Raw genomic sequence first — 24,336 nt, 5'->3', positions numbered from 1 at the left:
GCTCACTCGCCTCCGAACGAACCCGTGTCCCCGACGAGGCGCGTGTTGTCGGCCGGAACCGGCTCGACCGCCGCGCGCGCCACCTCGGCGGCGAACTCGGCGACGTTGTACAGCTTGCCGGCGTCTTCACGGCGGGCGGAGATGGCGCCCGGGTTGGCGCGCTCGAGCAGGGTCGCCGTGATGGTGCCCTCGATCATGTCGCCCGAGACGACGGTGAAGCCGACGCCGCGCTCGGTGAGAGCGGGGATCTTCTCGCGCAGGGCGTCTTCGCCCGCGCGCTTGGACAGCGCGACCGGCTCGTACTCGGGCATGGTCGGGGTGGTGCGGATGAAGTGCGCCTGGTGGCTGGTGACGAAGACCACGCGGGCGTCGTCCTTCAGCAGGGGCAGGGCCGTGTCGAGGACGTTGACCTGCGCGTCGCGGTTGAGCAGCAGCGCGTAGTCCTCGGCCATGCCCGACTCCATGCCGCCCGAGGCGTTGAGCACGAGGATGTCGAGACCGCCGAAGGTGCGCTCGACCTCGTCGAACATCGCCTTCACCGACTCGGGATCGGTCAGGTCGGCGCCGACGACGAGCGCCTCGACGCCCAGCTCGCGCAGCTGGGTCGCGAGCTTCTCGGCCCGTGGCGCCTTGTTGCGGAAGTTGATGACGACGTTCGCGCCGGCCTCGGCGAAGTATCGGACGGTGTCGGCGCCGATACCGCGCGACGAGCCGGTCACGAGGGCGGTCTTGCCGCTGAGCGAGCCGGACGGGAGGGTCTGGGACACGGGGTTCTCCTGACGATTCGGGGATCGGATGCCGCCGGCCGATCCGGGCGCACACGACAAGGCTCCAGCCTAGCGATCAGGCGGCCCGCGCCCCCCGAGGCCGCAGGCTGTGGGCTCGTCGAGATTCGGCCCGCACCCCACGACCCGGTGCTACGTTCGGGCTCAGGAGGTGCGACATGGACGTTCTCTCCACCATCGGCGCATGGGCCTGGATCGCCTGGCTCGCGCTGATCCTGGTCTTCCTGGTCGTCGAGATGCTCACGGGCGAGCTGACGTTCCTCATGCTCGCCGTCGGCGGGCTCGTCGGTCTGGGCGCGGGCCTTCTCGGCGCCCCGCTCTGGGTACAGATCATCGTCGCCGCCCTCGCCGCGGTCGCGCTGCTGATGTTCCTGCGGCCACCGCTGCTGCGACGCCTGCACGCGGGCGCGGACACCCGCCCTTTCAACGTCGAGGCGCTCCTGGGGCTGGAGGGTCTGACCCTCACGCGGGTGTCCCCCTCCGTGGCGGGACAGGTCAAGCTCTCGAACGGCGACGTGTGGACCGCGACCACCGACTCCGGCATCCGACTCGACCCCGCCACGCGCATCGAGGTCGTCCGCATCGACGGGGCCACCGCCGTCGTCCGCGCGCGCGAGCAGTGAGGACCCTCATGACCATCGAGAACGTCATCCCCGTCACGATCGGCTGGGTCCTGGCCGCGGTCGTGGCCGTCTTCGTCGTCGTCGTGCTGTTCCGGGCGATCCGGATCATCCCGCAGGCCCGAGCGGGGGTCGTGGAGCGGCTCGGCCGCTACCACAAGACCCTCTCGCCCGGTCTGAACCTGGTCGTCCCCCTCGTCGACCGCGTGCGCCCCCTGCTCGACATGCGCGAGCAGGTCGTGTCGTTCCCGCCGCAGCCGGTGATCACCGAGGACAACCTCGTCGTGTCCATCGACACCGTCGTGTACTTCCAGGTCACCGACGCCCGCGCCGCGACCTACGAGATCGCCAATTACCTGGGCGCCGTCGAGCAGCTGACCACCACGACGCTGCGCAACGTCGTCGGCGGGCTCAACCTCGAACAGGCGCTCACCAGCCGCGACAACATCAACGGCCAGCTGCGCGTGGTTTTGGATGAGGCCACGGGAAAATGGGGCATCCGGGTCGGCCGCGTCGAGCTCAAGGCGATCGATCCGCCCGTGTCGATCCAGGACTCGATGGAGAAGCAGATGAGAGCCGAACGCGACCGCCGCGCCGCGATCCTGACGGCCGAGGGCTCGAAGCAGTCGCAGATCCTCGAGGCCGAGGGGCGTCGGCAGGCCGCGATCCTCGAGGCGGAGGGCGACAAGCAGGCCGCGGTCCTGCGCGCCCAGGGCGAGGCCGAGGCCATCCACTCGGTCTTCTCGGCCATCCACGAGGGCCGTCCCGACGACAAACTGCTGGCGTACCAGTACCTGCAGACCCTGCCGAAGATCAGTGACAGCGCGTCGAGCAAGCTGTGGATCATCCCGAGCGAGTTCACCGAGGCGCTCAAGGGCATCTCCGGCGCCTTCGCCTCGCACGGGATGCTGCCGCCGGACGGCGCGACGACTCCGCCCCTGAGCGGCGACGCCCGCGTCGGCGACGACAGCGCCGGCGGCACGATCCCCCCGACGCCGCGATGACCCGGCATCCCTACCTTTCCCCCGACACCCCGCGCGTGCTCGCGCATCGGGGTCTGGTGACTCCGGATGCCGCCGCCCAGGGCGTCGCCGAGAACTCGTTCGCCGCGGTGGCCGAGGCGCACGCCGCCGGCGTCTCGTACGTCGAATCGGACTGCCATCTGACCGCCGACGGCGTGGTGGTGCTGTTCCACGACGACGACCTGCAGCGCGTCGCGGGGGATCCCCGCCGCATCGCCGACGTGCGGCTGCACGAGCTCGAGGAGCTGATGTCGGAGCGGGGCGGGCTCGTGACCCTCGCCCAGGCCCTGGACGCCTTTCCGGACGTGCGATTCAACCTCGACGTCAAAGCCGACGCCGCCGCCGAGGGCGTCGGTCGCCTGGTCGCCCCGCACGCCGAACGGGTGCTCGTGACGAGCTTCTCCGACGCGCGTCGGCGGGCCGCCCTGTCGGCGGCGGCTACGGCCGGGGCGGACGTCCGCCCCGCCACCTCCCCCGGCTCGGCGACGGTCGCCCGCCTCGTCGCCCTGCTGGCGCTGCGGCAGGTCCGACGCATGCGGGCGATGCTCGACGATCTCGATGCGCTCCAGCTCCCGGAGCGGCAGGGCCCCCTGCGGGTGGTGACGCGCGGGCTTCTGCGGGCCGCGCACGACGCCGGTGTCGAGGTGCACGTGTGGACCGTGAACGCCGAGCACGACATGCGACGCCTGCTCGATCTGGGCGTCGACGGGCTCGTCACCGACCGCGCCGATGTGGCACTCTCCGTGGTGAACGGCGGGCGAACGACGGCTGACTGAGCATCGTCTGTGAAAGGCGCCCAGACGCGCACGGTTCGAATAAAGCGCACAGGTGCGGACGTTATACATGGGGACCGACGAGAGGACCACACAATGGCAGACCGCAGTCTCCGCGGCATCCGACTCGGCGCCCAAAGCCTCCAGAGCGAAGACGGCGTCGTGTTCCACGACCGTGCACAACACACCTACAACTGCAGCACCTGTGGACGCGACACCGTCCTGACCTTCGCTGCGGACGCCGAGGTCCCCGAGGCCTGGGAGTGCCGCACGTGCGGTGCCGAGGCCCTGCTGCGCATCGGCGACGGCACGGCGACCGTCGACCACTCCGGCGACAAGGCCGCCCGCACGCACTGGGACATGCTGCTCGAGCGTCGCACCCTCCCCGAGCTCGAGGAACTGCTTGAGGAGCGTCTCGCCTTCGTGCGCGCGCGTCGCGGCGCCGGGAACGAGAAACTCAGCGCCTGATCGACATTCCGTCGAAAACCTGGACGCCGGCCCCCACGGGCCGGCGTCTTCGTCGTTCGGGGCCGCGGGACGCCGCGCCGCGGCCGGACGCCCGCCCCGTGACCGCGGTCAACGCGCCGCGCGCCGGCGCACCCCGACGACCGCGCCCAGGGCGAGCAGCCCGAGCAGGCTCCCCCCGCCGAGCGCGACCTTGATCGCCGGCCCCAGAACGACCGCGGGGGTCAGTCCCGTCCGCAACGGCACATCGGTCAGCAGATGACCGGCGGTGTCGATGGGCAGCGCGTCGAGGGTCGACCCGTCCGGGGCGATCACCTGACTCGTCCCCACCGTCGACAGGTTGACGACCGCGCGGCCCGTCTCGATCGCGCGCATCTGGGCGAACGCGAGCTGCTGCAGGTTCTCGTCGGTCCCGCGGAAGTCGGCGTTGTTCGTCTGGAACATGTACACCTCGGCGCCCGCGTGGGCGCCGTCCCACACGACATCGTCGTAGATCACGTCGAAGCAGATGGCCAGGCCCACGCCGACGCCGTTCACATCGATCAGCGGAGGAGCCGTTCCGGGGGTGTACTCGCGACCGATCAGTCCGATGAGGTCGGGGGCGAGCGGCTCCCAGAACGACCGGTCGGGGACGTACTCGCCGAAAGGCACGGGGTGCCGCTTGTCGTAGGTGCTGCCCACCTGCCCGTCGGCGGTCCACAGCAGCGACGAGTTGAACAGCTCGTCGCCGCGCTCGGTCACCGCCGAGACCAGCAGGGGCGCATCGACCCGACGCGAGAGCTCCTCGAGCACCGCCGAGGTCGACGCGTTCGCGGTGGGGTCGGAGTCGACACCCCCCTCGGGCCAGAGCAGCACATCCATCCGCTGACCGAAGAGCGGGGCGGATGCCGCCAGCTGCGCGTTCAGCACGGCCCCACGCGCCTTCTGGTCGAAGTAGCCGGCGGGACCGTTGCCCTGTACCGCGCCCACGCGGAGCGACCCGGCGTCCGCTGTGGGGAATTGCGGGACGACCAGCAGCACGACCAGCAGGACCACGGCGGGGATCCCCCCCGCCGGGCGGCGCACCGCGCCGCCACGGACGACCTCGACCACCAGCGCGCACACGAGCACCACGAGGAACGACAGCCCCGACATCCCGACCCAGGACGCGACCTCGGCGAACGGCCCGTTGACCTGGGACACACCGATGCGCCCCCAGGGGAACCCGCCGTACGGCCATGACCCCACGATCTGCTCCCGCAGTGTCCACAGCCCGGCGACGAGAGCCGGCAGCAGCACCAGGCGTCCCATCCGTCCCGGCGCCACGCGCGGCATCCACCGGTAGGCGAGGGCGAGGGGAGCGGCCAGGACCGCCGTCAGCAGGGACTCGAGGATCGACAGCGCGGCCCAGGGCACCGGTCCGAGATAGCGGGCGGTGAAGAGCAGGTTGACCGAGAAGAACGCCAGCCCGAAGAGCAGTCCGATCAGCATCGCCGACCAGAAGCGCCGCCCCACCAGCACGGCGAGGGCGAGGATCGTGGCGGGGAACGCCATCGGCCACCACGCCAACGCGGGGTACGCGGTCACCATCAGCAGGCCGGCGACGACCGACAGGGGCGCTGCGAACGCCAATCGCAGCAGCGGTCGCGGCCCGCCGACCGCGGGCGCGCGGTCCTCGGCGCGGGTCACGGCATCGCTCATGCAGACGTGTACGCGACGATGCCGCGACGCACGGTGTCCAGGGCCGTGCGTGCGGTCTTGGCCAGCTTCGGCTCGGCGACGAGCGAGATCTGATCCAGGAGGTCGATGGTCTGCTTCGCCCAGCGCACGAAGTCTCCCGCCGCCATGTCGGCGAGCGTCAGCACGGTGTCCAGCGGCAGGCCGCGCGCCCACGCGTGCATCGCGGGAGCGAGCCCCGGAGCGGGTGCCTCGGAGCCGGGCAGGCGGTGGTCGCGCTCGAGGTCGTCAAGCTCCTGCCAGAGCCCTTGCGTGGCATCCAGCGCCCCCCGGAAGGGACCGCGCGGCAGCCCCCGCTCCCCCGGCCCGGCTTCGTCGCGCCGGGGCTCGTACACGAGGCAGCACGCCAGGGCCGCGAGCGACGGGGCGTCCAGGCCCTCCCACAGCCCCTGCCGCAGCGACTCGGCCACGAGCAGGTCGCGCTCGCCGTAGATGCGCCGCATCGTGCGACCGGCACGCGTGAGCACGGTGGCGCCGTCGTCCTCGATCGCGACGTACTCCAGCGTCGCGAGCACCTCGACGACCCGGTCGAACACACGCGCCACCGTTCCGGTGCGCTGGTCGATCTGGTGGCGGGTCTTGTCGGTGGTGCGCTTGAGCTTCCAGTACCGCTCCGCCCAGCGCGCGTGCGCCTCGCGCTCGGGGCAGTTGTGGCAGGGATGCCGCTGCATCCGCTTGCGCAGGGACTGGATCTGCGCCTGGCGCTCATCGCGCAGGCGACGGGGCGCGGTCGCGTCGCGCCGGTTGAGCTTCTCGAGGTCGCTGAGCTCGCGGCGGATCGTGGAGTACTCGCGGAAGTCGCCCCGATCGCACGTCATCGCCTGCTCGTACCCGGCGAGGGAGTCCTCGGCATCCTTCACCTGTCGGGCGAGACCGACCACCGAGCGGTCGGCCTGGAACTGCGCGAACGAGGATTCGAGGATCTCGCGTGCACGACCGCGACCGAACTGATCGATGAGGTTGACGGCCATGTTGTACGTCGGCCGGAAGCTCGAATTCAACGGGTACGTGCGGCGCGAGGCGAGGGCGGCCACCGACTGCGGGTCGAGGCCCTCGGTGAACTGCACCACCGCGTGGCCCTCGACGTCGATCCCGCGGCGACCGGCGCGGCCCGTCAGCTGCGTGTACTCCCCCGACGTGATCGCGACGCGGGCCTCGCCGTTGAACTTCTCGAGCTTTTCGAGCATCACGGTGCGCGCGGGCATGTTGATGCCCAGCGCCAGGGTCTCGGTGGCGAAGACGACCTTGACCAGCTTGCGCCGGAACAGCTCCTCGACGACCTCTTTGAACGCCGGCAGCAGACCCGCGTGGTGCGCGGCGACACCGCGCTCGAGGTTGTCGCGCCACTCCCAGAAGTGCAGGATCGCGAGATCCTCGTCCTTCAGCGTGAAGGTCATCTCGTCGACGATCTGGCGGATCTCGTCGCGCTCCTCCGCCGAGGTCAGGCGCACGTTCGCGCGGCGCAGCTGCTGGACCGCCGCGTCGCAACCGGCGCGACTGAAGATGAAGAAGATGGCGGGCAGCAGGTGGTTGCGCTGCAGCAGCTCCACGACCTCGGGGCGGTCGATGCGCTCGATGCGCGGCCCGTGCGAGGCGCGGAGGGGCTTGTGACCGCCGCGACGCTGGTGCGCGTGGCGCGGGCCCCCGGCGTGGCGCTGCGAACGGTATTCCTGGGCGCGACGGTTGTTGTCGTACCCGCCGGCGTGACCGCCGCGGATGCGCAGGAGCTCTTGGTTGACCTGCGCCGTGGCGACCCCGGCCCGATCGTCGAAGAGGGGCAGGAGGTCGCCGCGGACGAGCACGTGCTGCTCGAGGGGCACCGGCCGGGTCTCGGACACGATCACCTCGGTGTCGCCGCGCACGGTGTCCAACCAGTCGCCGAACTCCTCGGCGTTCGACACGGTCGCCGACAGCGACACCAGCTTCACCGACGGCGGGAGGTGGATGATGACCTCCTCCCACACCGCCCCGCGGAAGCGGTCGGCGAGGTAGTGCACCTCGTCCATCACCACGAAACGCAGGCCCCGCAACGCCGGCGAGTCGGCGTACAACATGTTGCGGAGCACCTCGGTGGTCATCACCACGATGCGCGCCGAGGCGTTGATGTTCGTGTCACCGGTGAGCAGACCGACCGCGTCGTCGCCGTAGATCTCTTGCAGCTCGTGGAACTTCTGGTTCGACAGCGCCTTGATCGGTGTGGTGTAGAACGCCTTGTCACCCGGTTCGAGCATCGCCAGGTGGATCGCGAACTCTCCCACGATGGTCTTCCCCGCACCGGTGGGGGCGGCCACCAGCACGCTGCGCCCGTCCTCGAGGGCCTGGCATCCGGCGATCTGGAAGTCGTCGAGCTCGAAGCGCTGCATCTCGGCGAAGTCCGCCGTGTGCGGATGGGACGTTCGCGCGCGGGCGCGGGCGAACCGCTCCGCAGGACTCGGCGAACTCACGCGATGGGTCCCGAGGGCATCTCCGAAGCGGCCGCGTGACGGGCGCGGCGACGGTCGAACAGCATCGACACCCCGGCCGCGGCGAAGAACAGCACCACCAGGATGCCGGCGAGCATCACCATGCTGACGATGTCGGCCGCGGGGGTGGCGAGGGCGGCGAACACCGTCGCGATGAGGATGGCCACGCGCCAGCCCTTCAGGATCGCCGTTCCGCTCATGACGCCCGCGACGTTCAGGGCGACCAGGAAGACCGGCAGCACGAACGACACGCCCACGACGATGAGCAGCTTGAAGACGAAGTCGTAATAGTCGGTGGCGTTGTAGAAGTTGACGCCGCCGTCGGGGGTGAACCCCCACATGAGCTCGATCACGTGCGGGACGATCAGCAGGCCGACCCAGCATCCGATGAAGAACAGCGGCACCGCGGATGCCACGAACCCGACCGTGTAACGGATCTCTTTACGGGTGAGACCGGGCATGATGAACGCCCAGATCTGCCAGAGCCAGACCGGCGCCGACAGGAAGATGCCGATCGAGAAGGCGATGCGCATGCGCAGATCGAACGCCGAGGTCACCGACGTGAAGTTGAGCGCCGAGAAATCGTCGCCGCGGCGGGCGGCGATCTCGCGGATCGGTCCGGTGATCAGATGGATGATCGGGTCGGTGATGACGAACGCGATGACCATGCCCACCACGAGCGCCAACGCCGCGATCATCAGACGCTTGCGCAGTTCGACGAGGTGCGCGCCGATGGACATGCGCTTGTCGCGCCGCGGCCCCTCGGGCACGTCGATGCGCGGCGGCCCTGCCGTCGCCACGGGTCAGACGGTGGGGTCGGTCGACCTGCGCGGTTCGGGCGCAGCGGTCGAGGCGGTGCCGGGCTCGGTCGCGCGGGACGACTCGGACGCCTGCGCGGCGGCCTCGTCGTCGCGCTTCATCTCTTTCATCTCGCTCTTGAACACGCGAGCGGACTGCCCCATGCTCTTGGCGAGCGCGGGGAGCTTCGCGGCCCCGAACAGCAGCAGGATGACCGCGAGGACGACCAGAAGGTGCCATCCGGTGAGGTTGCCGAGCATGAGGACTCCTCGTCGTTGTCGGGAGCCTTCAGTCTAACCCTCGCGCCCCCGTGCTGCTCCGGCGCGCTCGGGAGCGGGCGGATTGTCAGCCGACGTCGAGATACTGCGCGAGTCCCGCCGATGCCCACGCGGCCGCCGCGCGACGCGCGCCGGCCGGCTCGAGCAATTCGACCTCTCCACCGCGTCGGGCGGCCAGACGTTTCAGGCTCTGCTCGTCGGCGAGGCGCAGGGATGCCACGGCCCGGCCGTCACCGGCGTCCTCGACCTCGGCTCGCTCGAGATAGTCCGACAGCAGCGGGGCGACCGCGCGGGGGAAACGGAAGCGCGCGACGACCTCGTCGTCGCTCGGTGCGAACAGCTCCGGCACCTCGTCGGTGCCGTGAACGGCGGCGATGCCGGTCACCGCCGCATCGCTCACGCGATCGAGGTGGAAGGTGCGCACGGCCTGGCGCAGATGGTCCCACCCCTGCAGGTACCACTGGTCGTCGGCGATGTGCACCTTGATCGGATCGACCGTGCGGGTTGCCGGCGCCGCGCCGGGTGCGCGGTAGGTGAAGGTGACCGCGACGCGTTCACGCAGGGCGCGGTCGACGATGTCACGCACCCCGTCGACCGGGCCGGGGGCGACGATCACGGCCGGCGGGGCCGCGGCGGCTCCGCGCGCGAGCTTCTCGAGCAGGCCGGTCACCAGCGGGCTGTCGCCGAAACGCGGCAGACTGCGCGCGAGCTGAAGCCCCGCCAGCAGCGCCGCCGCCTCGCGCGCGGTCAGGCGCGGGGAGCGTTCGAGTCCGACGGTGTTGGTGATGGCGATGACGTCGTCGCGGTCGAGCAGATCCCAGTCGATGTCGAACAGATCATGCGGAAGCTGCCAGTAGCCGCGTTCCCCCGGCAGGCCGATGACCGTGAGGCGTTCGACCATCGCACGCATCTCGTCGGGGGCCACGTCGAAGTCGGCAGCGGCCTCGGTCACCGCGACCTCGCCCTTGCCGAGCAGGTAGGGCACGAGCTGCAGCAGCAGAGCCGCGCGGTCGAGGGCGGCCACGGGACGGTCGGGGACCGCGGGACGATCCGCGCTCATGCGCCACCCCCGTGGACGGCGACGGTGGCCCTCAATCGGCGCACGACCTCGTCGCGCAGATCGTCGGGGGCGACCACCCGCACCTCGGGTCCGTAAGAGGCCAGTTCGTCGGCGAAGACGTGCAGGTCGACGTACGGAACGAGGATGCCCTGCGGCGCCTGCTGCGCGCGACGCGCGAGGCGCAGCGCCGCCTCGGTGCCGGGGTGCACCTCGAGCAGGGCCCGCTGGCGTTCGGCGAGGGCTCTCAGACCGGCCAGCGCACGATCCCCGGCGCCCTCGCGCAGAGCGGGGTCGAACTTCTCACGACGCAGGGCGACGTCCCCGACGATGCGCGAGAGCAGGAAAGTGCGTTCGGCATCCATGTTCAGATCGAACCCGAACACGTGCCATCGCGCCTCGTACTCCACCAGCGCGAGGGGGCGCACGCGCCGCTCGCGCGGCTGGGCCTCACCCGGGCGCAGGTACACGAAGGTCACGACACGGCATTCCTCGATCGCACGCTGCAGCGCGGCGAAAGAGGCGTCGCGGACGCGGATGCGCGGGGCGTACCCGATGATCGGCTCATCGACGGCGATGCCGAGGGCCCGGATCTTGCGCAGGCCGCTGCGGGCGTCGGCCGAGAGCGATCCGCTGCCCCAGACGCCACCGGCGACGTTGAGCAGCGCGATCTCGGCCGGGCTGAACGAGATGTCGTCGGGCAGGGCGTACTCGGCGGTGGGGACGCGGTACCGCGCCTCCCGCAGATCGTCGGGGTCGGACCGGTTGCCGATCGTCTCGATGGGAACGCCCAGGCCACGCAGGTTCTCTTTGTCGCGCTCGAACATCTTCTCGAGGGCGTCCTTCGAGGCCCCCGCCTCGAGCTGCTCGCGGTAGCCCGTGACGGACGACAGGATCGTGTCCTTGGTCAGACCCTGATCGGTCGCCATGAGGGCGACGACGAGGTTCACCAGGCGCTCCTCGGGAGCGCTTCGGGACGCGGTGGCGGGCACCCGCCCATCCTAGGCCGGGCAGGCCCCGCCGCCGACGGGCGCACCGACGCCCGGCGGACCCGGACTCAGCCGACGACGCCGAGGATGTCGACGACGTACACGAGGGCCGTGTCCGCGGGCGCCTGCAGGGCCTGCTGGTCGGCCTCGGTCTGGTCGGCGGGGACGACCACGAGCACCTGCGAGCCCACCGTCTGTCCCTCGATCGCCGAGGCGAGCGCGGGCGGCAGGGCAGAGACCGTCGCCTGGCCGGGCGAGCCGTTGGTCCACGTCGAGGCGAAGGTCGTGCTCGCCCCCCACGCCAGGCCCTGCACGTGGATCACGACGGAGGAGTCGGCGTCGACGACCTCGCCGCCGCCCTTCTTGATGGTCTGGGTGCGCTGCACGGTGGGCGCATCGCCGGCCGGGATGACGACGCCCGGCTGGCCGTCGGGCGCGCGGACGACCGACGGCATGCCCGAGTCGGCGTTGTACTGGTCGGCACCGTTCGCGGCGGGGAGGAAGACCTTGCGCACGTCGAAGACGAACACCGCCCCGTCGCCCTCGTCCACACCGAGCGCCTGCGCTCCCTGGGCGCCGAGGTCGGAGCCGGGGATGGCCACGGCCACGCGCGAGCCCTCGGCGACGCAGGTCAGCAGCGGCGCGATCGAGGGGATCGCCTGGGTGAGACGCGGCAGGGGCGTCGCGGTCTGATCGTCCGTGTACGGCGTCGCCACCAGCTGCGCGCCGGTGGTGGCGTCGAGCACGGTGACGTCGACGAGAGCCAGTTGCTTCTCGCTCGTGATGCGCGGACCGTCGCCCGCGATGAGGGTCTCGGTACCGGCCTGCTGGGGCACGAACGGCGACCGCAGCGACACCGAGGGGGCCGCGCCGAAGTCACCGCTCGCGTCGACCACCGAGGCGATCGCCCCGTCGGTGGGGGTCGGGCACGACGAGGCGGCGGATGCCGAGCACCCGACGAGGCCCATTCCGGCCAGAGCGGTCACGGCAACGAGAGCGGGGAGTCTGCGCACCGGAACAGTTTAGGTGCACTCGCTGTGCTCTCCCGCCGCGTCGCTCAGGACGTCGGCGCCGCGTCCTCGCGCGTCGGCGCGGCGTCGTCCCGCGCCCGCGACGCATCGTCCTGCATCGGCGCTCCGGCCACGGACTGTCGCACGCCCTCGGCCGACTTCTGCGCCTCGCGCACGCGCTTGCGCAAGTTCTTGTCGGTGATCTCGCGATCGCCCACGGCGCCCGGGGTCCACAGCTCCACGTCCTCGTCGCCGTAGCTCGACTTCGACGCGCGACGCTTGACCTCGGGCGGGATCGCCCCCGGCGCGAGGCGCCGCGCGGTGATCAGGAAGCCCGTGTGCGCGACCATGCGGTGGTCGGGGCGCACCGCGAGCCCCTCGACGTGCCACCCGCGCACCATCGTCTCGCTGGCATCCGGTTCGGTGAACAGGCCCGTCGCGCGGATGTACTCGGCGACGCGGCTCAGCTGCGTGGCGGTGGCGATGTAGCAGAGCACGACCCCGCCCGGTGTCAGGGCGTCGGCGACGGCGTCGATGCACTCCCACGGAGCCAGCATGTCGAGCACGACACGGTCGACGGATGCCGGGGCCACGGCATCCGGAAGGCTCTCGACGAGATCCCCCACGACGACCTCCCACGTCGCCGGGTGCTCGCCGTGGAAGGTCTCGACGTTGGCGCGGGCGACGTCGGCGAACTCCTCGCGGCGCTCGAAGGACAGCAGGCGACCCCCGGGCCCGATCGCGCGCAGCAACCACAGCGACAGCGCCCCTGAGCCGACACCGGCTTCGACGACCGTCGCGCCGGGGAAGACATCGGCCTGGGCGAGGATCTGCGCGGCGTCCTTGGGGTAGACGATCGCGGCTCCGCGGGGCATCGACATGACGAAGTCGCGCAGCAGCGGTCGCACCGCCAGGTAGTCGTGGCCGGAGCTGTTGGTCACGACGCTGCCGTCGGGCTGGTCCACGAGAAGGGAGTGCTTGAGCACGCCGTTGTGGGTGTGCAGCTCTCCGGCCTCGCGCAGCGTGATCGTGTGCATGCGACCCTTGGGGCCGGTCAGTTGGACGCGGTCTCCGATGCGGAAGGGGCCGCTCAGGTGGGGGGTCTCGCTCATCGGGTGGCCTGTGTCTCATCGGTGCGGGCGGTGGTGTGCGCGGCGTGCAGTGCGCGCAGGTCTGCGGTGGTCCGTCCCTCGAGGCTGGGCCACAGGGCGTGGGCGCCCACCCCGTCGAGGGAGACCATGAGCGGGACGCCCAGCGAGACGGCGCCGCTGGAGAGTGCCGATCGCAGTCCGTTGGGGCTGTCCTCGATCGCGACGGTGTCGCGGATGTCGACGCCGAGCTCGCGAGCCGCCTGCAGATACGGGTCGGGATGCGGCTTGGGCTTGTCGACGTCGTCGCCCGCGACGACGAGGTCGAACGCGGGGAAGTCGATCAGGTCGGCGATCGAGAGGGCCATGCGCCGCATCGACATCGTCACCAGGGCCGTCTTGACGCCGTGGGACCGCAGGTCGGCGAGCAGTTCGCGCGCGCCGGGGCGGAACGGCACACCCGTCGAGGCGAGCTGACGCAACACCTCGTCGGTCAGATGCGCGATGATCTCGTCGACACCCCAGGGCACCCCGGCGTTCTGCAGCAGTCGCGCGGAGTCTTCGAGGGCGAGGCCCACCATCCCCAGCGCCTGCTCGTGCGACCACGTCCCGCCGAAGCGCTCGACCAACGGCACCTCCGCAGCCATCCAGTACGGCTCGGTGTCGACGAGAGTGCCGTCCATGTCCCACAGGACGGCGGCGGGAGAGGGAGAAGTCATCGTTCCATCCTATTCGCGGGCGTCGTCGCGCCCCGGCGCCGCCCGTCCCCCGCCCTCCGACCACGGGTTCTCGCGTGCGCCTATCCTGGAAGTCAGCCCCGACGGGGCAGAGGAGGTTGCGTGGACGCACTGGGTCGCCGGATCATCGTCGCCGCATTCGACGGCTGGAACGACGCCGGAGAAGCCGCATCGGCGGCCGCGTCCCTGCTGCGCGCCGACGTGGAGTACGAAGTCGTCCACACGGTCGATCCCGAGCTCTACTTCGACTACCAGTACACACGCCCCCAGGTGGGAGTGGATGCCGAGGGCCGCCGCACCCTGACCTGGCCCGAGGCGCGACTCCTGCGCCCCGTCGTCCGCAGCGACGACGCCGAGATCTGGCTGCTCGTCGGCGTCGAACCCGCGCGCGCATGGCAGGCCTTCGCGGCGGAGTTCATCGACGTCGCTCTCCGGGAGGACGTCAGCGGGTTCGTGGCCCTGGGATCGATGATGTCCGACGTTCCCCACACGCGCCCGATCTCGGTGTTCGCCGGCAGCGACAACGACGCCGTCCGGCAGTCCCTCGGACTCGAGCGCAGCCTGTACGAGGGGCCCGTCGGCATCCTGAGCGCGATCGGCTACGCGGCCGAGCAGGTCGGCATCCCCACCGCGAGCTTGTGGGCCAGCGTCCCGCACTACGTCGCCGGTCACACCCCCTCGCCCAAGGCCACCCTCGCCCTGCTGGACAGACTCGAGACGGTCACCGGCATCGCGATGCCCCGCGGAGACCTCGACGCCGAGGCACGCCAATGGGAGGCGTCGATCGACGCGGCGGCGGCCGACGACGAGGAGATGAGCGACTACATCCGCCAGCTCGAGCAGACCCGCGACACGTGGGACTCGCCCGAGGCGTCCGGGGACGCCATCGCCCAGGAGTTCGAGCGGTACCTGCGCCGCGGCGGCGACGGCCCCGCCAAGCCCGGTCGCGACGACCCGCCGCGGCGCTGAGGTCGTCGGGGTCCCGGTCCGTCCGCCGGACCCGGGGCTCTTCGCTGGGCCAGGGGCTCTTCGCTGGGCCCGGGGCCCTTCGCTGGGCCCGGGGCCCTTCGTCGGGCCCGGGGCGACACGATGGCGCCGCCCCCGCGGGGACGGTGCCGTCGTGGCATCCGTGATTCAGCTGGCGATGACCGTCGACTCCGCGGGGACCACGCCCGTCAGCAGCAGCACGATGATCACGACGCCCAGGACGACGCGGTAGATCACGAACGGCAGGAAGCTGCCGCGCTTGAGGTACTGCATGAGGAACGCGATCACGAGATAGCCGACCACGAACGCGATGACGGTCGCGATCGCCGTCTCGCCGAGCGTGAAGGGTCCGGTGCCCTCGTCGAAGCTCGTGTACAGCTCGAACAGACCGCTCGCGAACACGGCCGGCACCGCGAGCAGGAACGAGTACTCCGCGGCCGCGGTGCGCTTGTACCCCAGCGCGCGCCCCAGCGTGGTCGTCGCACCCGAGCGCGAGACCCCCGGCACCAGGGCCAGCGCCTGCGCGAAACCGTACGCGACACCGTGCGGGTAGGTCAGGTCGTCGAGCTCGCGCTTTCGGGCACCGTAGTGGTCGGCGAATCCGAGCAGGATGCCGAAGACGATCAGCACGATCGCAGTGATCCAGAGGCTGCGGAAGTTGTCGCGGATCAGGCTCTGCAGCAGGACGCCGAGGAGCGCGATGGGGATCGTGCCGATGATGACGAGCCAGCCCATCCGGGCATCGGGGTCGTTGCGCGCCACCTTCCCGCTGAGCGAGAGGAACCAGCGCGAGATCACGCGGGCGATCTTCTTGCGGAAGTAGATCAGCACCGCCAGCTCGGTGCCGATCTGGGTAATGGCGGTGAACGTCGCTCCCGGGTCGGTCTGCGACGGCAGGAACTCGCCCACGATGCGCAGGTGGGCGCTGGAGGAGATCGGGAGGAATTCGGTGAGGCCCTGAACGAGCCCGAGGATGATGACCTCGAAGATGTGCATACGGTCCTTCAGTACGTCCGGAGGAGGTCGGCGAGAACACGTCGACCGAACTCGAGCGCGTCGACGGGGACGCGCTCGTCGACACCGTGGAACATCCCGGTGAAGTCGAGATCGGCGGGGAGTCGCAACGGCGCGAATCCGTAACCGGAGATTCCGAGGGTGGAGAGGGCCTTGTTGTCGGTGCCGCCACCCATCAGGTACGGCACCACGGGAACGCCGGGGTCGTGTCGGTCCAGCTGCGCGATCATCGCGTCGACGAGGTCGCCCGAGAAGGGCACCTCGAGGCCGATGTCCTGGTGGACGATCTCGATCTCGACATCGTCGCCGACGATGCGGCGGATGTCGGCGAGCGCAGCTTGCTCGGTGCCCGGTAGCACGCGCACGTCGATCAGCGCCTCGGCCCGGTCGGGGATCACGTTGTGCTTGTAGCCCGCGGTGAGCCCGGTGGGATTGGTGGTCGTGCGCAGGGTGGAACGGATGAAGCTGGATGCCGCGCCGGTGCGCAGGGCGAGGGCGTCGGGATCGCCCGCATCATCGCCCGTGATCTCGGCGAGTCCCGCCAGCAGCTTCGATGTGGTGTCGGTGAGGCGTATGGGCCATTCGGTGCGCCCGAGAGCGGCGACGGCGTGCGCGAGACGCGTCACGGCGTTGTCGGGATGCAGGCCACTGCCGTGGCCCGCGCGACCGCGCGCGACCAGCTTGATCCAGATCAGCGCCTTCTCGCCCACCTGCAGCAGGTACGCACGGCGGTCGCCGACCGCGATCGAGTAGCCCCCGACCTCGCTGATCGCCTTGGTGGCGCCGGCGAACCACTCCGGCCGGTCCGTCACGACCCGCGCCGAGCCGTCGACACCGCCGTTCTCCTCGTCGGCGAAGAACGTCACGATCACGTCGCGCTCGGGCTGCTCCCCTGCGCGCAGCACGTCGGCCACGGCCGTGAGGATCATGGCATCCATGTCCTTCATGTCGACCGCTCCGCGGCCCCACAGGACGCCGTCGCGGATCTCGCCCGCGAAAGGATCGACGCTCCAGTCCTCGGCGACGGCCGGGACGACGTCGAGGTGCCCGTGCAGGATGAGCGCCGGCTTGTCGCGGTCGCGACCGGGCACCCGCGCGCACACGTTCGTGCGGCGTGCGACGGGCTCGTAATACGCGGTGTCGAGGCCGAGCTGTTCGAGGTAGGCGCCCACGTACTCCGCGGCCTCGCGTTCGCCGTTCGCGCGCCCCCCGCCGTAGTTCGAGGTGTCGAAACGGATGAGGTCGGATGCGATGCGGGCGACCTCGGGGACGTCGGTTTCGCGCTCGGGCATGCGCACTACGGTACCTTCACGCACCGCGCTCCCCCGCCGCGTGTCGTCTCGCGTCGCCGCGGTCCGGACGCGGGACGCGCCCGGGGTGCTCCGCCGGTTCGAGGCGGCGCCGGGAGCGTGGTAATGTCGTTCCTCGTTGCGAAAGCAGCGAAACACCCAGATGCGCGGGTGGCGGAATAGGTAGACGCGCTAGCTTGAGGTGCTAGTGCCCTTTAACGGGCGTGGGGGTTCAAGTCCCCCCTCGCGCACAGAACGAGAAAGACCCCCGGGTTTCGACCCGGGGGTCTTTCTCGTCTCGTCCGGAAGCACGAGACGGCGAACCCGTGCGGGCGGCGCCTGCTGACCGGCGGCGCCCGCTGCGGACCGGCGGCGAGTGCTGACCGGCGGCGCCCGCTGCGGCAGCTCGGCACGGGCCCGCGGGTCGTGACCGCGCCGAAACACCGACGTGACACGGTCGGCCTAGCGTCGAAGCGTCCCCGTCAGAACGGATCGCCCGATGGCTCGCTTCCACGTCCCCACGATCGACATCTCCGCCTGGGTCGGCCCCGGCTCACCCGACGCCCGCGCGGCCGTCGTCGCCGCCGTGGACCACGCGTGCCGCACCGTCGGCTTCCTGCAGGTGGTGGGACACGGCATCCCGGATGCCGTCATCGGCGACCTCGAAGCGGGGCTCGACGCCTTCTTCGCGCTGCCGCTGGCCGAGAAGAAGCGGTTCGTGCGGCCCGCGGGCGAGAACCGCGGATACAGCCCGCCCCGGAGCGAGTCCCTGAGCTACAGCCTGGGGGTGGACCCCGTGACGCGCATGAACGACTTCTTCGAGGCGTTCAACGTGGGCACGTCGTGGCGCGAGTACCCGGGTACCGCCGCGACGGCCGAGGACTACGCCGAGAACGTCTGGCCGACCGAGGTCGACGCCTTCGGTCCGGCCGTGCGCGCGTACTTCGACGAGGCGCGGCGGGTGGCGCAGACGCTCACCCGCATCTTCGCGGCCGCGCTGCGCGTGCCCGACGACTTCTTCGACGACCTCACGGATCACTCGATCGACGTGCTGCGCATGAACAACTACGCCCTGCCGCCCGGGTCGATCGAACTCGGCGCGGAACTGACCGGGATGGGCGAGCACACCGACTTCGGCCTGGTGACGGTGCTCTGGGCCGACCGCGTCGCCGGCCTGCAGGTGCTCGCTGCGGACGGATCGTGGAACGACGTGTCGCCCGCCGAGGGGGCGCTGCTGGTGAACCTGGGCGACGTGGCCGCGCGGCTGACGAACGACAAGTGGCTGTCGACCCTGCACCGTGTGAAGCCGCCCGTGATCGACGGCACGATCGAGCGGCGACGCTCGGCGGCGTTCTTCCACGACGGTAACGCGGATGCCGTGATCCGACCGCTGCCGGGATTCGTGACGGCCGAGGCCCCCGCGCTGTACGAGCCGGTCACCGTCCGCGCGCACATCGCCGCCAAACTCGCGGGCTCGCGCGCCGGCCGGCGCAACGACGACGCGGTGCGCGAGGCCGCGCGGGTCGTCGCAGCGAGTCGCGGCTGAGCCGAGGGACCGAACGAGGACGACCCGACACGGGCCGGGAGCGCCACGGGGTCCGCGTGCCGGCACCGGCCGGGAGCGCCACGGGGTCCGCGTGCCGGCACCGGCTCGACGCGACGGCGCCGCCCTGCGTCAGAGACGGCCCCGTGCGCGCGTCGGACATCAGGCGGCGGACACCCCGAACAGCAGTCCCAGCACGTAGGTCACCGCGGCCGCGCCGAAGCCGATCGCGAGCTGGCGCAGACCGCGCCGGAGGGGCGAGGTGCCCGAGAGCAGTCCCACCATCGCGCCGGTCGCCATCAGGGCGGCGCCCACGAGCCCGAGGGCGAGAGCCACCGCGCCGAGACCGGAGAGGCCGAAGATCCACGGCAGCACCGGGATGATCGCGCCCGAGGCGAAGAAGAGGAAGCTCGACACGGCCGCGCCCCACGCGCTGCCGACGACCTCGTGCGAGGACTCCCCCGGAGCCGCCGCGGCCGGGGCCGTACCGGCCTGCGCGGCCACGACCACCTCGCGGGCCTTCTCGAGCGCCGCGTCGGCGTCCATCCCGCGGGTGCGGTAGACGAGCGCGAGCTCGTTGGCATCCAGGTCCAGGTGGGGCAGGGCGGAATCGGCGAAATCGCTCTCCTCGGTCGCCTCGAGCAGCTCGCGCTGGGAGCGCACCGAGACGAACTCCCCCGCCCCCATCGACAGGGCGCCCGCGAGCAGACCCGCGACCCCGCTGAACAGGACGAAGCTGGGGGCGACGCCGGTCGCGCCGACGCCCATCACTAGAGCCAGGTTGGAGACGAGACCGTCGTTCGCGCCGAACACCGCGGCACGGAAGGTGCCGGACAGGCGTCGGCGACCGCGGGCGGCCAGACCGCGCACGACCTCGTGGTGCACGCGCTCGTCGGCGGCCATGGCCGCGGTGGCGTACGGCTCGTCGGCGTAGGGCGAGCGCGCTTCGGCGTTCTGCGCGAGCGCGAGCACGAAGATCGAGCCGAAGCGGCGGGCCATCCACGCCAGCAGGCGCGTGCCGAGGCCGGGCGCAGGCAGGCGCTCCGGTGTGTCGCCGAGCAGATCGATCCAGTGCTGTTCGTGGCGACCCTCGGCCTCGGCCAGAGCGAGCAGGATGTCGCGCTCTTCACCGGTGCGGCGCGAGGCGAGTTCGCGGTACACGCGCGCCTCGGCGCGTTCGTCGACGAGGTACCGCGCCCAGCGACGACGGTCGCGGACGCTGGGTGTGGCGAGGTTCGTCACGGGTCTCCTTCTGGTCGTCCCCCACCGTAAGAGGTCGCTCGCCGCCCCTCGGGCGCGCCGTCGATACTGACAGCTTTTCGGGCCTCCGAACCTCGTGATGACGCGGATGCCGCCGACTCCGTGCCAGCATTTCGGCCCCGCGAAAGCGGTCGCGCGGGTCCGGCCGCGCGGGTCCGGCCGCGCGGGTCCGGCCGCGCGGGTCCGGCCGCGCGGGTCCGGCCGCGCGGTCCCGTTGGCGTCGAAACTGCATGGCGCTGACATCTCGGTTGCAGGATGTCGCCGAGTTGTCAGCGCGATGCAGTCTCGCGAGAACAGGGGGCGGCGGGGCGGGGCGGCGGAGCCGGCGCGCCGGGGCGGCGGGGCGGGGCGGCGGAGCCGGCGCGCCGGGGCCGGTCAGGAGCGCACGCGTTTGCGCAGCAGGTCGATCCGGGCCTGCAGCTGCGCGACGGTCGCGTGCGACACGGCCGGTCCGCCACATAGGCGCCGCAGCTCGGCGTGAACGAGACCGTGCGGCTCGCCGGTCTGACGGGCGTAGAGACCCACCATCGTGTTCAGCAGCTGACGCTGTTCCTTGAGCGTGCGGTGCAGCGGCCCCGGCAGACCGCCCTCGTCGACGCTGGGGGGTTCGACGCCGTTCTCCTTCTCGCCCGCCTCGCGGGTCGAGCGGTGGCGCGATTGCCGCGTCGCGCGCGACATCAGCACCTCATGCACCTGCTCGGGTTCGAGAAGGCCCGGGATGCCGAGGAACTCCTCCTCCTCGATGGTCCCCGGCACGGCAAGCTGGCCGAATTCCTGCCCGTCGAACAGCACGCGGTCGAAGTGCGCGAGGGAGCCGAGCGCCTGGTACTCGAACTCCTGCTCGAGCGCATCGGATGCCTTGTCCTCGCGCTCGGCGGCATCCATCATGTCTTCTTCGGCGTTCCACTGGTCTTCGGCGTCGCTGTCGCGGTCGAGGGCGTGGTCGCGCTGCGCCTCCATCTCGCCGGCGAGGGCGAGCAGCTGCGGGACGTTGGGGAGGAAGACGCTGGCGGTCTCGCCGCGACGTCGGGCGCGGACGAAGCGGCCGATGGCCTGGGCGAAGAACAGCGGCGTCGAGGCGCTCGTGGCGTACACGCCGACGGCCAGGCGCGGGACGTCGACGCCCTCGGACACCATGCGGACGGCGACCATCCAGCGGGTCGTCCCCTTCGAGAACGTCTCGATGCGTCCCGACGCCTCGGCCTCGTCCGAGAGCACGACGGTGACCTTTTCACCGCTGATGTCCTCGAGGATGGCGGCGTAGGCGCGCGCGGCGGTCTGATCGGTCGCGATGACCAGGCCCCCGGCATCCGGGACCGTCTCGCGCACCTCGTTCAGACGGCGATCGGCGGAGCGCAGCACCGCCGGGATCCAGTCGCCGTTCGGGTCCAGGGCGGTGCGCCAGGCCTGCGAGGTGATGTCCTTGGTGTTGTCCTGGCCGAGCTGCGCCTCCATCTCTTCGCCCGCCTTGGTGCGCCAGCGCATCTGACCGGCGTAGACGAGGAAGAAGACCGGGCGGACGACCCCGTCGTCCAGCGCGCGCCGGTAGCCGTAGGCATAGTCGGTGCGCGAGAGGCGGATGCCCTTGGCGTTGGGGTGGTACTCCACGAACGGGATGGGCGCGGTGTCGCTGCGGAACGGCGTCCCCGACAGCAGCAGACGGCGGGTCGCGCGCCCGTAGGCCTCGCGCAGGGCATCGCCCCAGCTGAGGGCGTCACCACCGTGGTGCACCTCGTCGAGGATCACCAGGGTCCTGGCATCCATCGTCAATCGCTGGTGCACCTCGGCCTTCACCGCGACCTGGGCGTAGGTGACGGCCACGCCGTGGTACTGCCGAGAGGGAGTGGCGTGGCGGTTGGAGAAGAAAGGATCGAGACGGATGCCGACTCGCGCGGCCGCTTCGGCCCACTGCGTCTTGAGGTGCTCGGTGGGGGCCACGACGACGATGCGGTCGACCACGCGTCGACGCATGAGTTCAGAGGCGAGACGGAGGGCGAACGTGGTCTTTCCGGCGCCGGGGGTGGCCGCGGCGAGGAAGTCGCGGGGACCCTTTCCGACGCCGTCGGGCCCATCGGAGCCGAAATACTGGTCGAGCGCCTCGGCCTGCCATGCGCGCAGGCGCTGCGCGGTTCCCCACGGCGCGCGCTGCGGGAACGACGGCGAGAGGTGCTCGGCGGCGAAGGAACCGAAGTGCGGCTCGGAGCCGTCGACGGCGCCGTCGAGGTCGAGGACGGGAACGGCGCCGGGAGCGGGCTCGTCGGCGACGGGTGCGGTGGCGTGGGACGGGTCGGACGGGTTGTGGCGCGCCGGATCGGGAACGGTGGAGGCGGGGGCGACGGAGGCTGTTCGGGATGCCGCGGTGGTGGCATCCGTCGCGGCGGCCGTCTTGGAGCGCGACGGTGTCGGGCCGGGACTCGCGACCGGACCGGGACTCGCCACCGGACCCGGACTCGCCACCGGACCAGGGCTCGCGATCAAGCCGGGACTCGCCACCGGACCGGGACTCGCCACCGGACCGGGACTCGCCACCGGACCGGGGCTCGCCACCGGACCGGGGCTCGCGATGCGGGCGAGCGGCGATGAGCCGTTCGCGGCGTCGACGTGAGGAGGGTTCGAGGTGCGGGCTTCTTCTTCCAGCATCGAACCTCCTCCCCTCGCGAGCGCGAACATCCACGATAGGCGGTTCCGCCACCGCGCGAGGTCGTGCTGTGAGCTGATCCGCGCCCTCATCGGCCAGAAACGCGATTCCTCTTCAGAAACGCCGGGACGCGGCGTTTCTCGAAAGAAGCTGCGTGTGCCGAGGCCGCCGGCGATGTTCCTCAGCGCGAATCGCGTGTGCCGGAGCCGCCGGGCGCGTTCCTCGTCACGCAGAGCGTTCTTCATCACAGGTCGCGTTCCTCGCCACGGGTCGCGTTCCTCGCCGCGAACTGCGTTCCTCGCCACGGGCGCGTTCCTCACCGCGAACTGCGTTCCTCGCCACGGGCGCGTTCCTCGAAGACGGCTCCCGCGTTCGGTGCACGCGGCGACGCGCAGTGGGGGGCGCACGCGGCAGCGTGCCCGCGGATGGGGCCACACGGCAGCGCACACGGCAGCGCACCCGGCAGCGCACCCGCGGGCAGTGCGCCCCCGAAGGGCGGCCCGCGGCGGGCGAATGGCATCCGCGTCTCTTGCCGTGTCGGAGGCCGGGGTTAGCCTGGGGGTGGAGGTATCGATGACTCTCGAACCGCGCTCGCCCCGCACCCCGTCCTCGGCCGACAACCCCGGTCCGCACCCCTGGCGCCGCTTCGTCGCGCTGGGCGATTCGTTCACCGAGGGGATCGGCGATCCCCTGCCCGACGGCGGTCACCGCGGCTGGGCCGACCGCGTCGCCGAGGTGCTCGCCGGCCAGGTCGACGACTTCGCCTACGCCAACCTGGCCGTGCGCGGCAAGCTCATCGCGCAGATCGTCGACCATCAGATCGATCCGGCGTTGGCCCTCAAGCCCGATCTGATCACGTTCTCGGCCGGCGGCAACGACGTCATCCGGCCGGGGAGCGATCCGGACGCGGTGGCCCAGCAGTTCGAGGACGCGGTCAGGCGTCTGGTGCGCGACGGCGCGACGCTGGTGGTCTTCACGGGCGTCGACACCGACTTCACCCCGGTGTTCCGCAACATCCGTGGCAAGGTCGCGATCTACAACGAGAACATCCGCGCGATCGCCGACCGCTACGACTGCGTCGTCGCCGACCAATGGAGCCTCAAAGAGGTGCAGGACATGCGCTTCTTCGACGACGACCGCCTGCACTACAACGCCCTGGGCCATCACGAGGTCGCCCGCATGGTGCTGCGCGCGCTGAACGTACCCAACGACCTGCAGGCGATGCGACCCGAGGCCCTGACCGCGACGACGTGGCGGGCCGCGCGCGAGAAGGACTTCGTCTGGGCGCGTGAGTACCTCGTGCCCTGGGTGCTGCGGCGCCTGCGCCACCAGTCGTCGGGCGATCACGTGCGGGCGAAGCGTCCGGATCCCCTGCCCGTGGTGACCCTCGCTCCCGGAGTGGATGCCACGGGCTCGCGCGAGCCGCAGGCGTGAGGCCGATGGAACCCGGCGCGACCCTGCCGCACGCCGTCCTCGCGCTGCTCGACGCGGTCGACGCCGAGACCCTGCTGCGGGACGCCGAGGGACTCGCCGAGGGACTGGCCGACGCGGGGTGGACGCCCGAGGTCGAAAGCGAACACTTCCGCGTCGACGGATGGGACGTGGTCTCTTCCGATCGGGCACCGGGATTGTCCGTCTTCGCCGACGGCGATCAGCGCGACGTCCGCGGCGCCGCGCTGGCGGTCGCCGCAGCCCTCGCGGCCCGTTCCGGCGAATGGACCTTCTGCACCGAAGGCCCCGACTGGTCGGCCTGGAGCGTGGAGGACCCCCGATGGCAGAGCCTCGACATCGATTAGCTCCTGTGG

At 71.3% G+C, this 24,336-nt stretch carries 22 protein-coding genes and 1 tRNA gene; 9 read left to right on the top strand and 14 right to left on the bottom strand.

The window, feature by feature from the left end; translation table 11 throughout:
* Positions 1 to 2: 2 nt before the first annotated feature.
* On the bottom strand, positions 3 to 767 hold the full coding sequence (locus ACIPVB_RS11800; RefSeq protein ID WP_400369134.1) for an SDR family oxidoreductase: 765 nt from the start codon (positions 765 to 767) through the stop codon (positions 3 to 5).
* Positions 768 to 943: 176 nt separating this feature from the next.
* Here ACIPVB_RS11800 and ACIPVB_RS11795 point away from each other — a divergent pair, with 176 nt between their 5' ends.
* From ACIPVB_RS11795 to ACIPVB_RS11780, 4 genes are all read left to right on the top strand, one after another.
* A complete protein-coding gene (locus ACIPVB_RS11795; protein ID WP_400369132.1) occupies positions 944 to 1,408 on the top strand; it encodes an NfeD family protein in 465 nt (154 codons plus the stop codon).
* Positions 1,409 to 1,416: 8 nt separating this feature from the next.
* Positions 1,417 to 2,409: an SPFH domain-containing protein gene (locus ACIPVB_RS11790; RefSeq protein ID WP_400369130.1), complete on the top strand. Its 993-nt coding sequence runs from the start codon at positions 1,417 to 1,419 to the stop codon at positions 2,407 to 2,409.
* Complete coding sequence (locus ACIPVB_RS11785; protein WP_400369128.1) at positions 2,406 to 3,203, top strand: glycerophosphodiester phosphodiesterase family protein; 798 nt, start codon at positions 2,406 to 2,408, stop codon at positions 3,201 to 3,203. The genes ACIPVB_RS11790 and ACIPVB_RS11785 overlap by 4 nt, the downstream gene beginning before the upstream one ends.
* Positions 3,204 to 3,296: 93 nt before the next feature.
* Positions 3,297 to 3,668, top strand: coding sequence for an RNA polymerase-binding protein RbpA (locus ACIPVB_RS11780; RefSeq protein WP_400369126.1), 372 nt, complete (start codon positions 3,297 to 3,299; stop codon positions 3,666 to 3,668).
* A gap of 108 nt (positions 3,669 to 3,776) precedes the next feature.
* Here ACIPVB_RS11780 and lnt read toward each other — a convergent pair whose 3' ends face one another.
* The 9 genes from lnt to ACIPVB_RS11735 all read right to left on the bottom strand — a co-directional run bounded on the left by lnt (position 3,777) and on the right by ACIPVB_RS11735 (position 13,782).
* Positions 3,777 to 5,345, bottom strand: a complete 1,569-nt coding sequence (gene lnt / locus ACIPVB_RS11775) for an apolipoprotein N-acyltransferase (protein ID WP_400369124.1) — start codon at positions 5,343 to 5,345, stop codon at positions 3,777 to 3,779.
* On the bottom strand, positions 5,342 to 7,744 hold the full coding sequence (locus ACIPVB_RS11770; protein ID WP_400369122.1) for a DEAD/DEAH box helicase: 2,403 nt from the start codon (positions 7,742 to 7,744) through the stop codon (positions 5,342 to 5,344). Before ACIPVB_RS11770 ends, lnt begins: the two co-directional genes overlap by 4 nt.
* A 77-nt stretch (positions 7,745 to 7,821) precedes the next feature.
* Positions 7,822 to 8,583, bottom strand: a complete 762-nt coding sequence (gene tatC, locus ACIPVB_RS11765) for a twin-arginine translocase subunit TatC (protein ID WP_400369449.1) — start codon at positions 8,581 to 8,583, stop codon at positions 7,822 to 7,824.
* 63 nt (positions 8,584 to 8,646) lie between these two features.
* Complete coding sequence (gene tatA, locus ACIPVB_RS11760) at positions 8,647 to 8,901, bottom strand: Sec-independent protein translocase subunit TatA (protein WP_400369120.1); 255 nt, start codon at positions 8,899 to 8,901, stop codon at positions 8,647 to 8,649.
* A gap of 85 nt (positions 8,902 to 8,986) precedes the next feature.
* Positions 8,987 to 9,979 (bottom strand): helix-turn-helix transcriptional regulator, encoded by a 993-nt coding sequence (locus ACIPVB_RS11755; RefSeq protein WP_400369118.1) that lies wholly within the window; start codon positions 9,977 to 9,979, stop codon positions 8,987 to 8,989.
* Entirely contained in the window at positions 9,976 to 10,968 is a 993-nt protein-coding gene (locus tag ACIPVB_RS11750; RefSeq protein ID WP_400369116.1) for a helix-turn-helix transcriptional regulator, read from the bottom strand. Before ACIPVB_RS11750 ends, ACIPVB_RS11755 begins: the two co-directional genes overlap by 4 nt.
* A 65-nt stretch (positions 10,969 to 11,033) precedes the next feature.
* On the bottom strand, positions 11,034 to 11,978 hold the full coding sequence (locus ACIPVB_RS11745) for an FKBP-type peptidyl-prolyl cis-trans isomerase (RefSeq protein WP_400369114.1): 945 nt from the start codon (positions 11,976 to 11,978) through the stop codon (positions 11,034 to 11,036).
* Positions 11,979 to 12,022: 44 nt separating this feature from the next.
* Complete coding sequence (locus ACIPVB_RS11740) at positions 12,023 to 13,087, bottom strand: tRNA (adenine-N1)-methyltransferase (protein WP_400369112.1); 1,065 nt, start codon at positions 13,085 to 13,087, stop codon at positions 12,023 to 12,025.
* The gene (locus ACIPVB_RS11735) at positions 13,084 to 13,782 is read right to left on the bottom strand and encodes an HAD family hydrolase (protein ID WP_400369111.1); all 699 of its coding nucleotides are present in this window, start codon (positions 13,780 to 13,782) and stop codon (positions 13,084 to 13,086) included. The genes ACIPVB_RS11740 and ACIPVB_RS11735 overlap by 4 nt, the downstream gene beginning before the upstream one ends.
* Before the next feature lie 120 nt (positions 13,783 to 13,902).
* Between ACIPVB_RS11735 and ACIPVB_RS11730 the strand changes: the two genes are divergently transcribed.
* The gene (locus ACIPVB_RS11730; RefSeq protein ID WP_400369110.1) at positions 13,903 to 14,769 is read left to right on the top strand and encodes a PAC2 family protein; all 867 of its coding nucleotides are present in this window, start codon (positions 13,903 to 13,905) and stop codon (positions 14,767 to 14,769) included.
* A gap of 165 nt (positions 14,770 to 14,934) precedes the next feature.
* On the opposite strand, the gene ACIPVB_RS11725 is transcribed toward ACIPVB_RS11730, so the two are convergent.
* Together ACIPVB_RS11725 and ACIPVB_RS11720 are read right to left on the bottom strand one after the other, a co-directional pair.
* Positions 14,935 to 15,783: an undecaprenyl-diphosphate phosphatase gene (locus tag ACIPVB_RS11725; protein WP_400369108.1), complete on the bottom strand. Its 849-nt coding sequence runs from the start codon at positions 15,781 to 15,783 to the stop codon at positions 14,935 to 14,937.
* A gap of 8 nt (positions 15,784 to 15,791) precedes the next feature.
* Positions 15,792 to 17,093: a M20/M25/M40 family metallo-hydrolase gene (locus ACIPVB_RS11720; protein WP_400369106.1), complete on the bottom strand. Its 1,302-nt coding sequence runs from the start codon at positions 17,091 to 17,093 to the stop codon at positions 15,792 to 15,794.
* Between the two features lie 162 nt (positions 17,094 to 17,255).
* Between ACIPVB_RS11720 and ACIPVB_RS11715 the strand changes: the two genes are divergently transcribed.
* Positions 17,256 to 17,341 (top strand) — tRNA-Leu (locus ACIPVB_RS11715).
* Between the two features lie 248 nt (positions 17,342 to 17,589).
* The gene (locus ACIPVB_RS11710; protein ID WP_400369104.1) at positions 17,590 to 18,636 is read left to right on the top strand and encodes an isopenicillin N synthase family dioxygenase; all 1,047 of its coding nucleotides are present in this window, start codon (positions 17,590 to 17,592) and stop codon (positions 18,634 to 18,636) included.
* A 159-nt stretch (positions 18,637 to 18,795) separates the two neighbouring features.
* Here the strand turns inward: ACIPVB_RS11710 and ACIPVB_RS11705 are convergent, their stop codons facing one another.
* Both ACIPVB_RS11705 and ACIPVB_RS11700 read right to left on the bottom strand, forming a co-directional pair.
* A complete protein-coding gene (locus ACIPVB_RS11705) occupies positions 18,796 to 19,875 on the bottom strand; it encodes a VIT1/CCC1 family protein (protein ID WP_400369103.1) in 1,080 nt (359 codons plus the stop codon).
* Positions 19,876 to 20,268: 393 nt separating this feature from the next.
* A complete protein-coding gene (locus ACIPVB_RS11700; RefSeq protein WP_400369448.1) occupies positions 20,269 to 22,011 on the bottom strand; it encodes a DEAD/DEAH box helicase in 1,743 nt (580 codons plus the stop codon).
* 1,093 nt (positions 22,012 to 23,104) lie between these two features.
* Between ACIPVB_RS11700 and ACIPVB_RS11695 the strand changes: the two genes are divergently transcribed.
* Entirely contained in the window at positions 23,105 to 23,965 is an 861-nt protein-coding gene (locus tag ACIPVB_RS11695; protein ID WP_400369102.1) for an SGNH/GDSL hydrolase family protein, read from the top strand.
* 5 nt (positions 23,966 to 23,970) lie between these two features.
* Complete coding sequence (locus ACIPVB_RS11690) at positions 23,971 to 24,327, top strand: hypothetical protein (RefSeq protein ID WP_400369101.1); 357 nt, start codon at positions 23,971 to 23,973, stop codon at positions 24,325 to 24,327.
* Positions 24,328 to 24,336 lie beyond the last annotated feature (9 nt).

Origin of the sequence: Microbacterium sp. NPDC090007, from assembly GCF_044748345.1 — a bacterium.
Lineage (GTDB): Bacteria > Actinomycetota > Actinomycetes > Actinomycetales > Microbacteriaceae > Microbacterium.
This window is presented reverse-complemented; position numbering and strand designations above follow the sequence as displayed.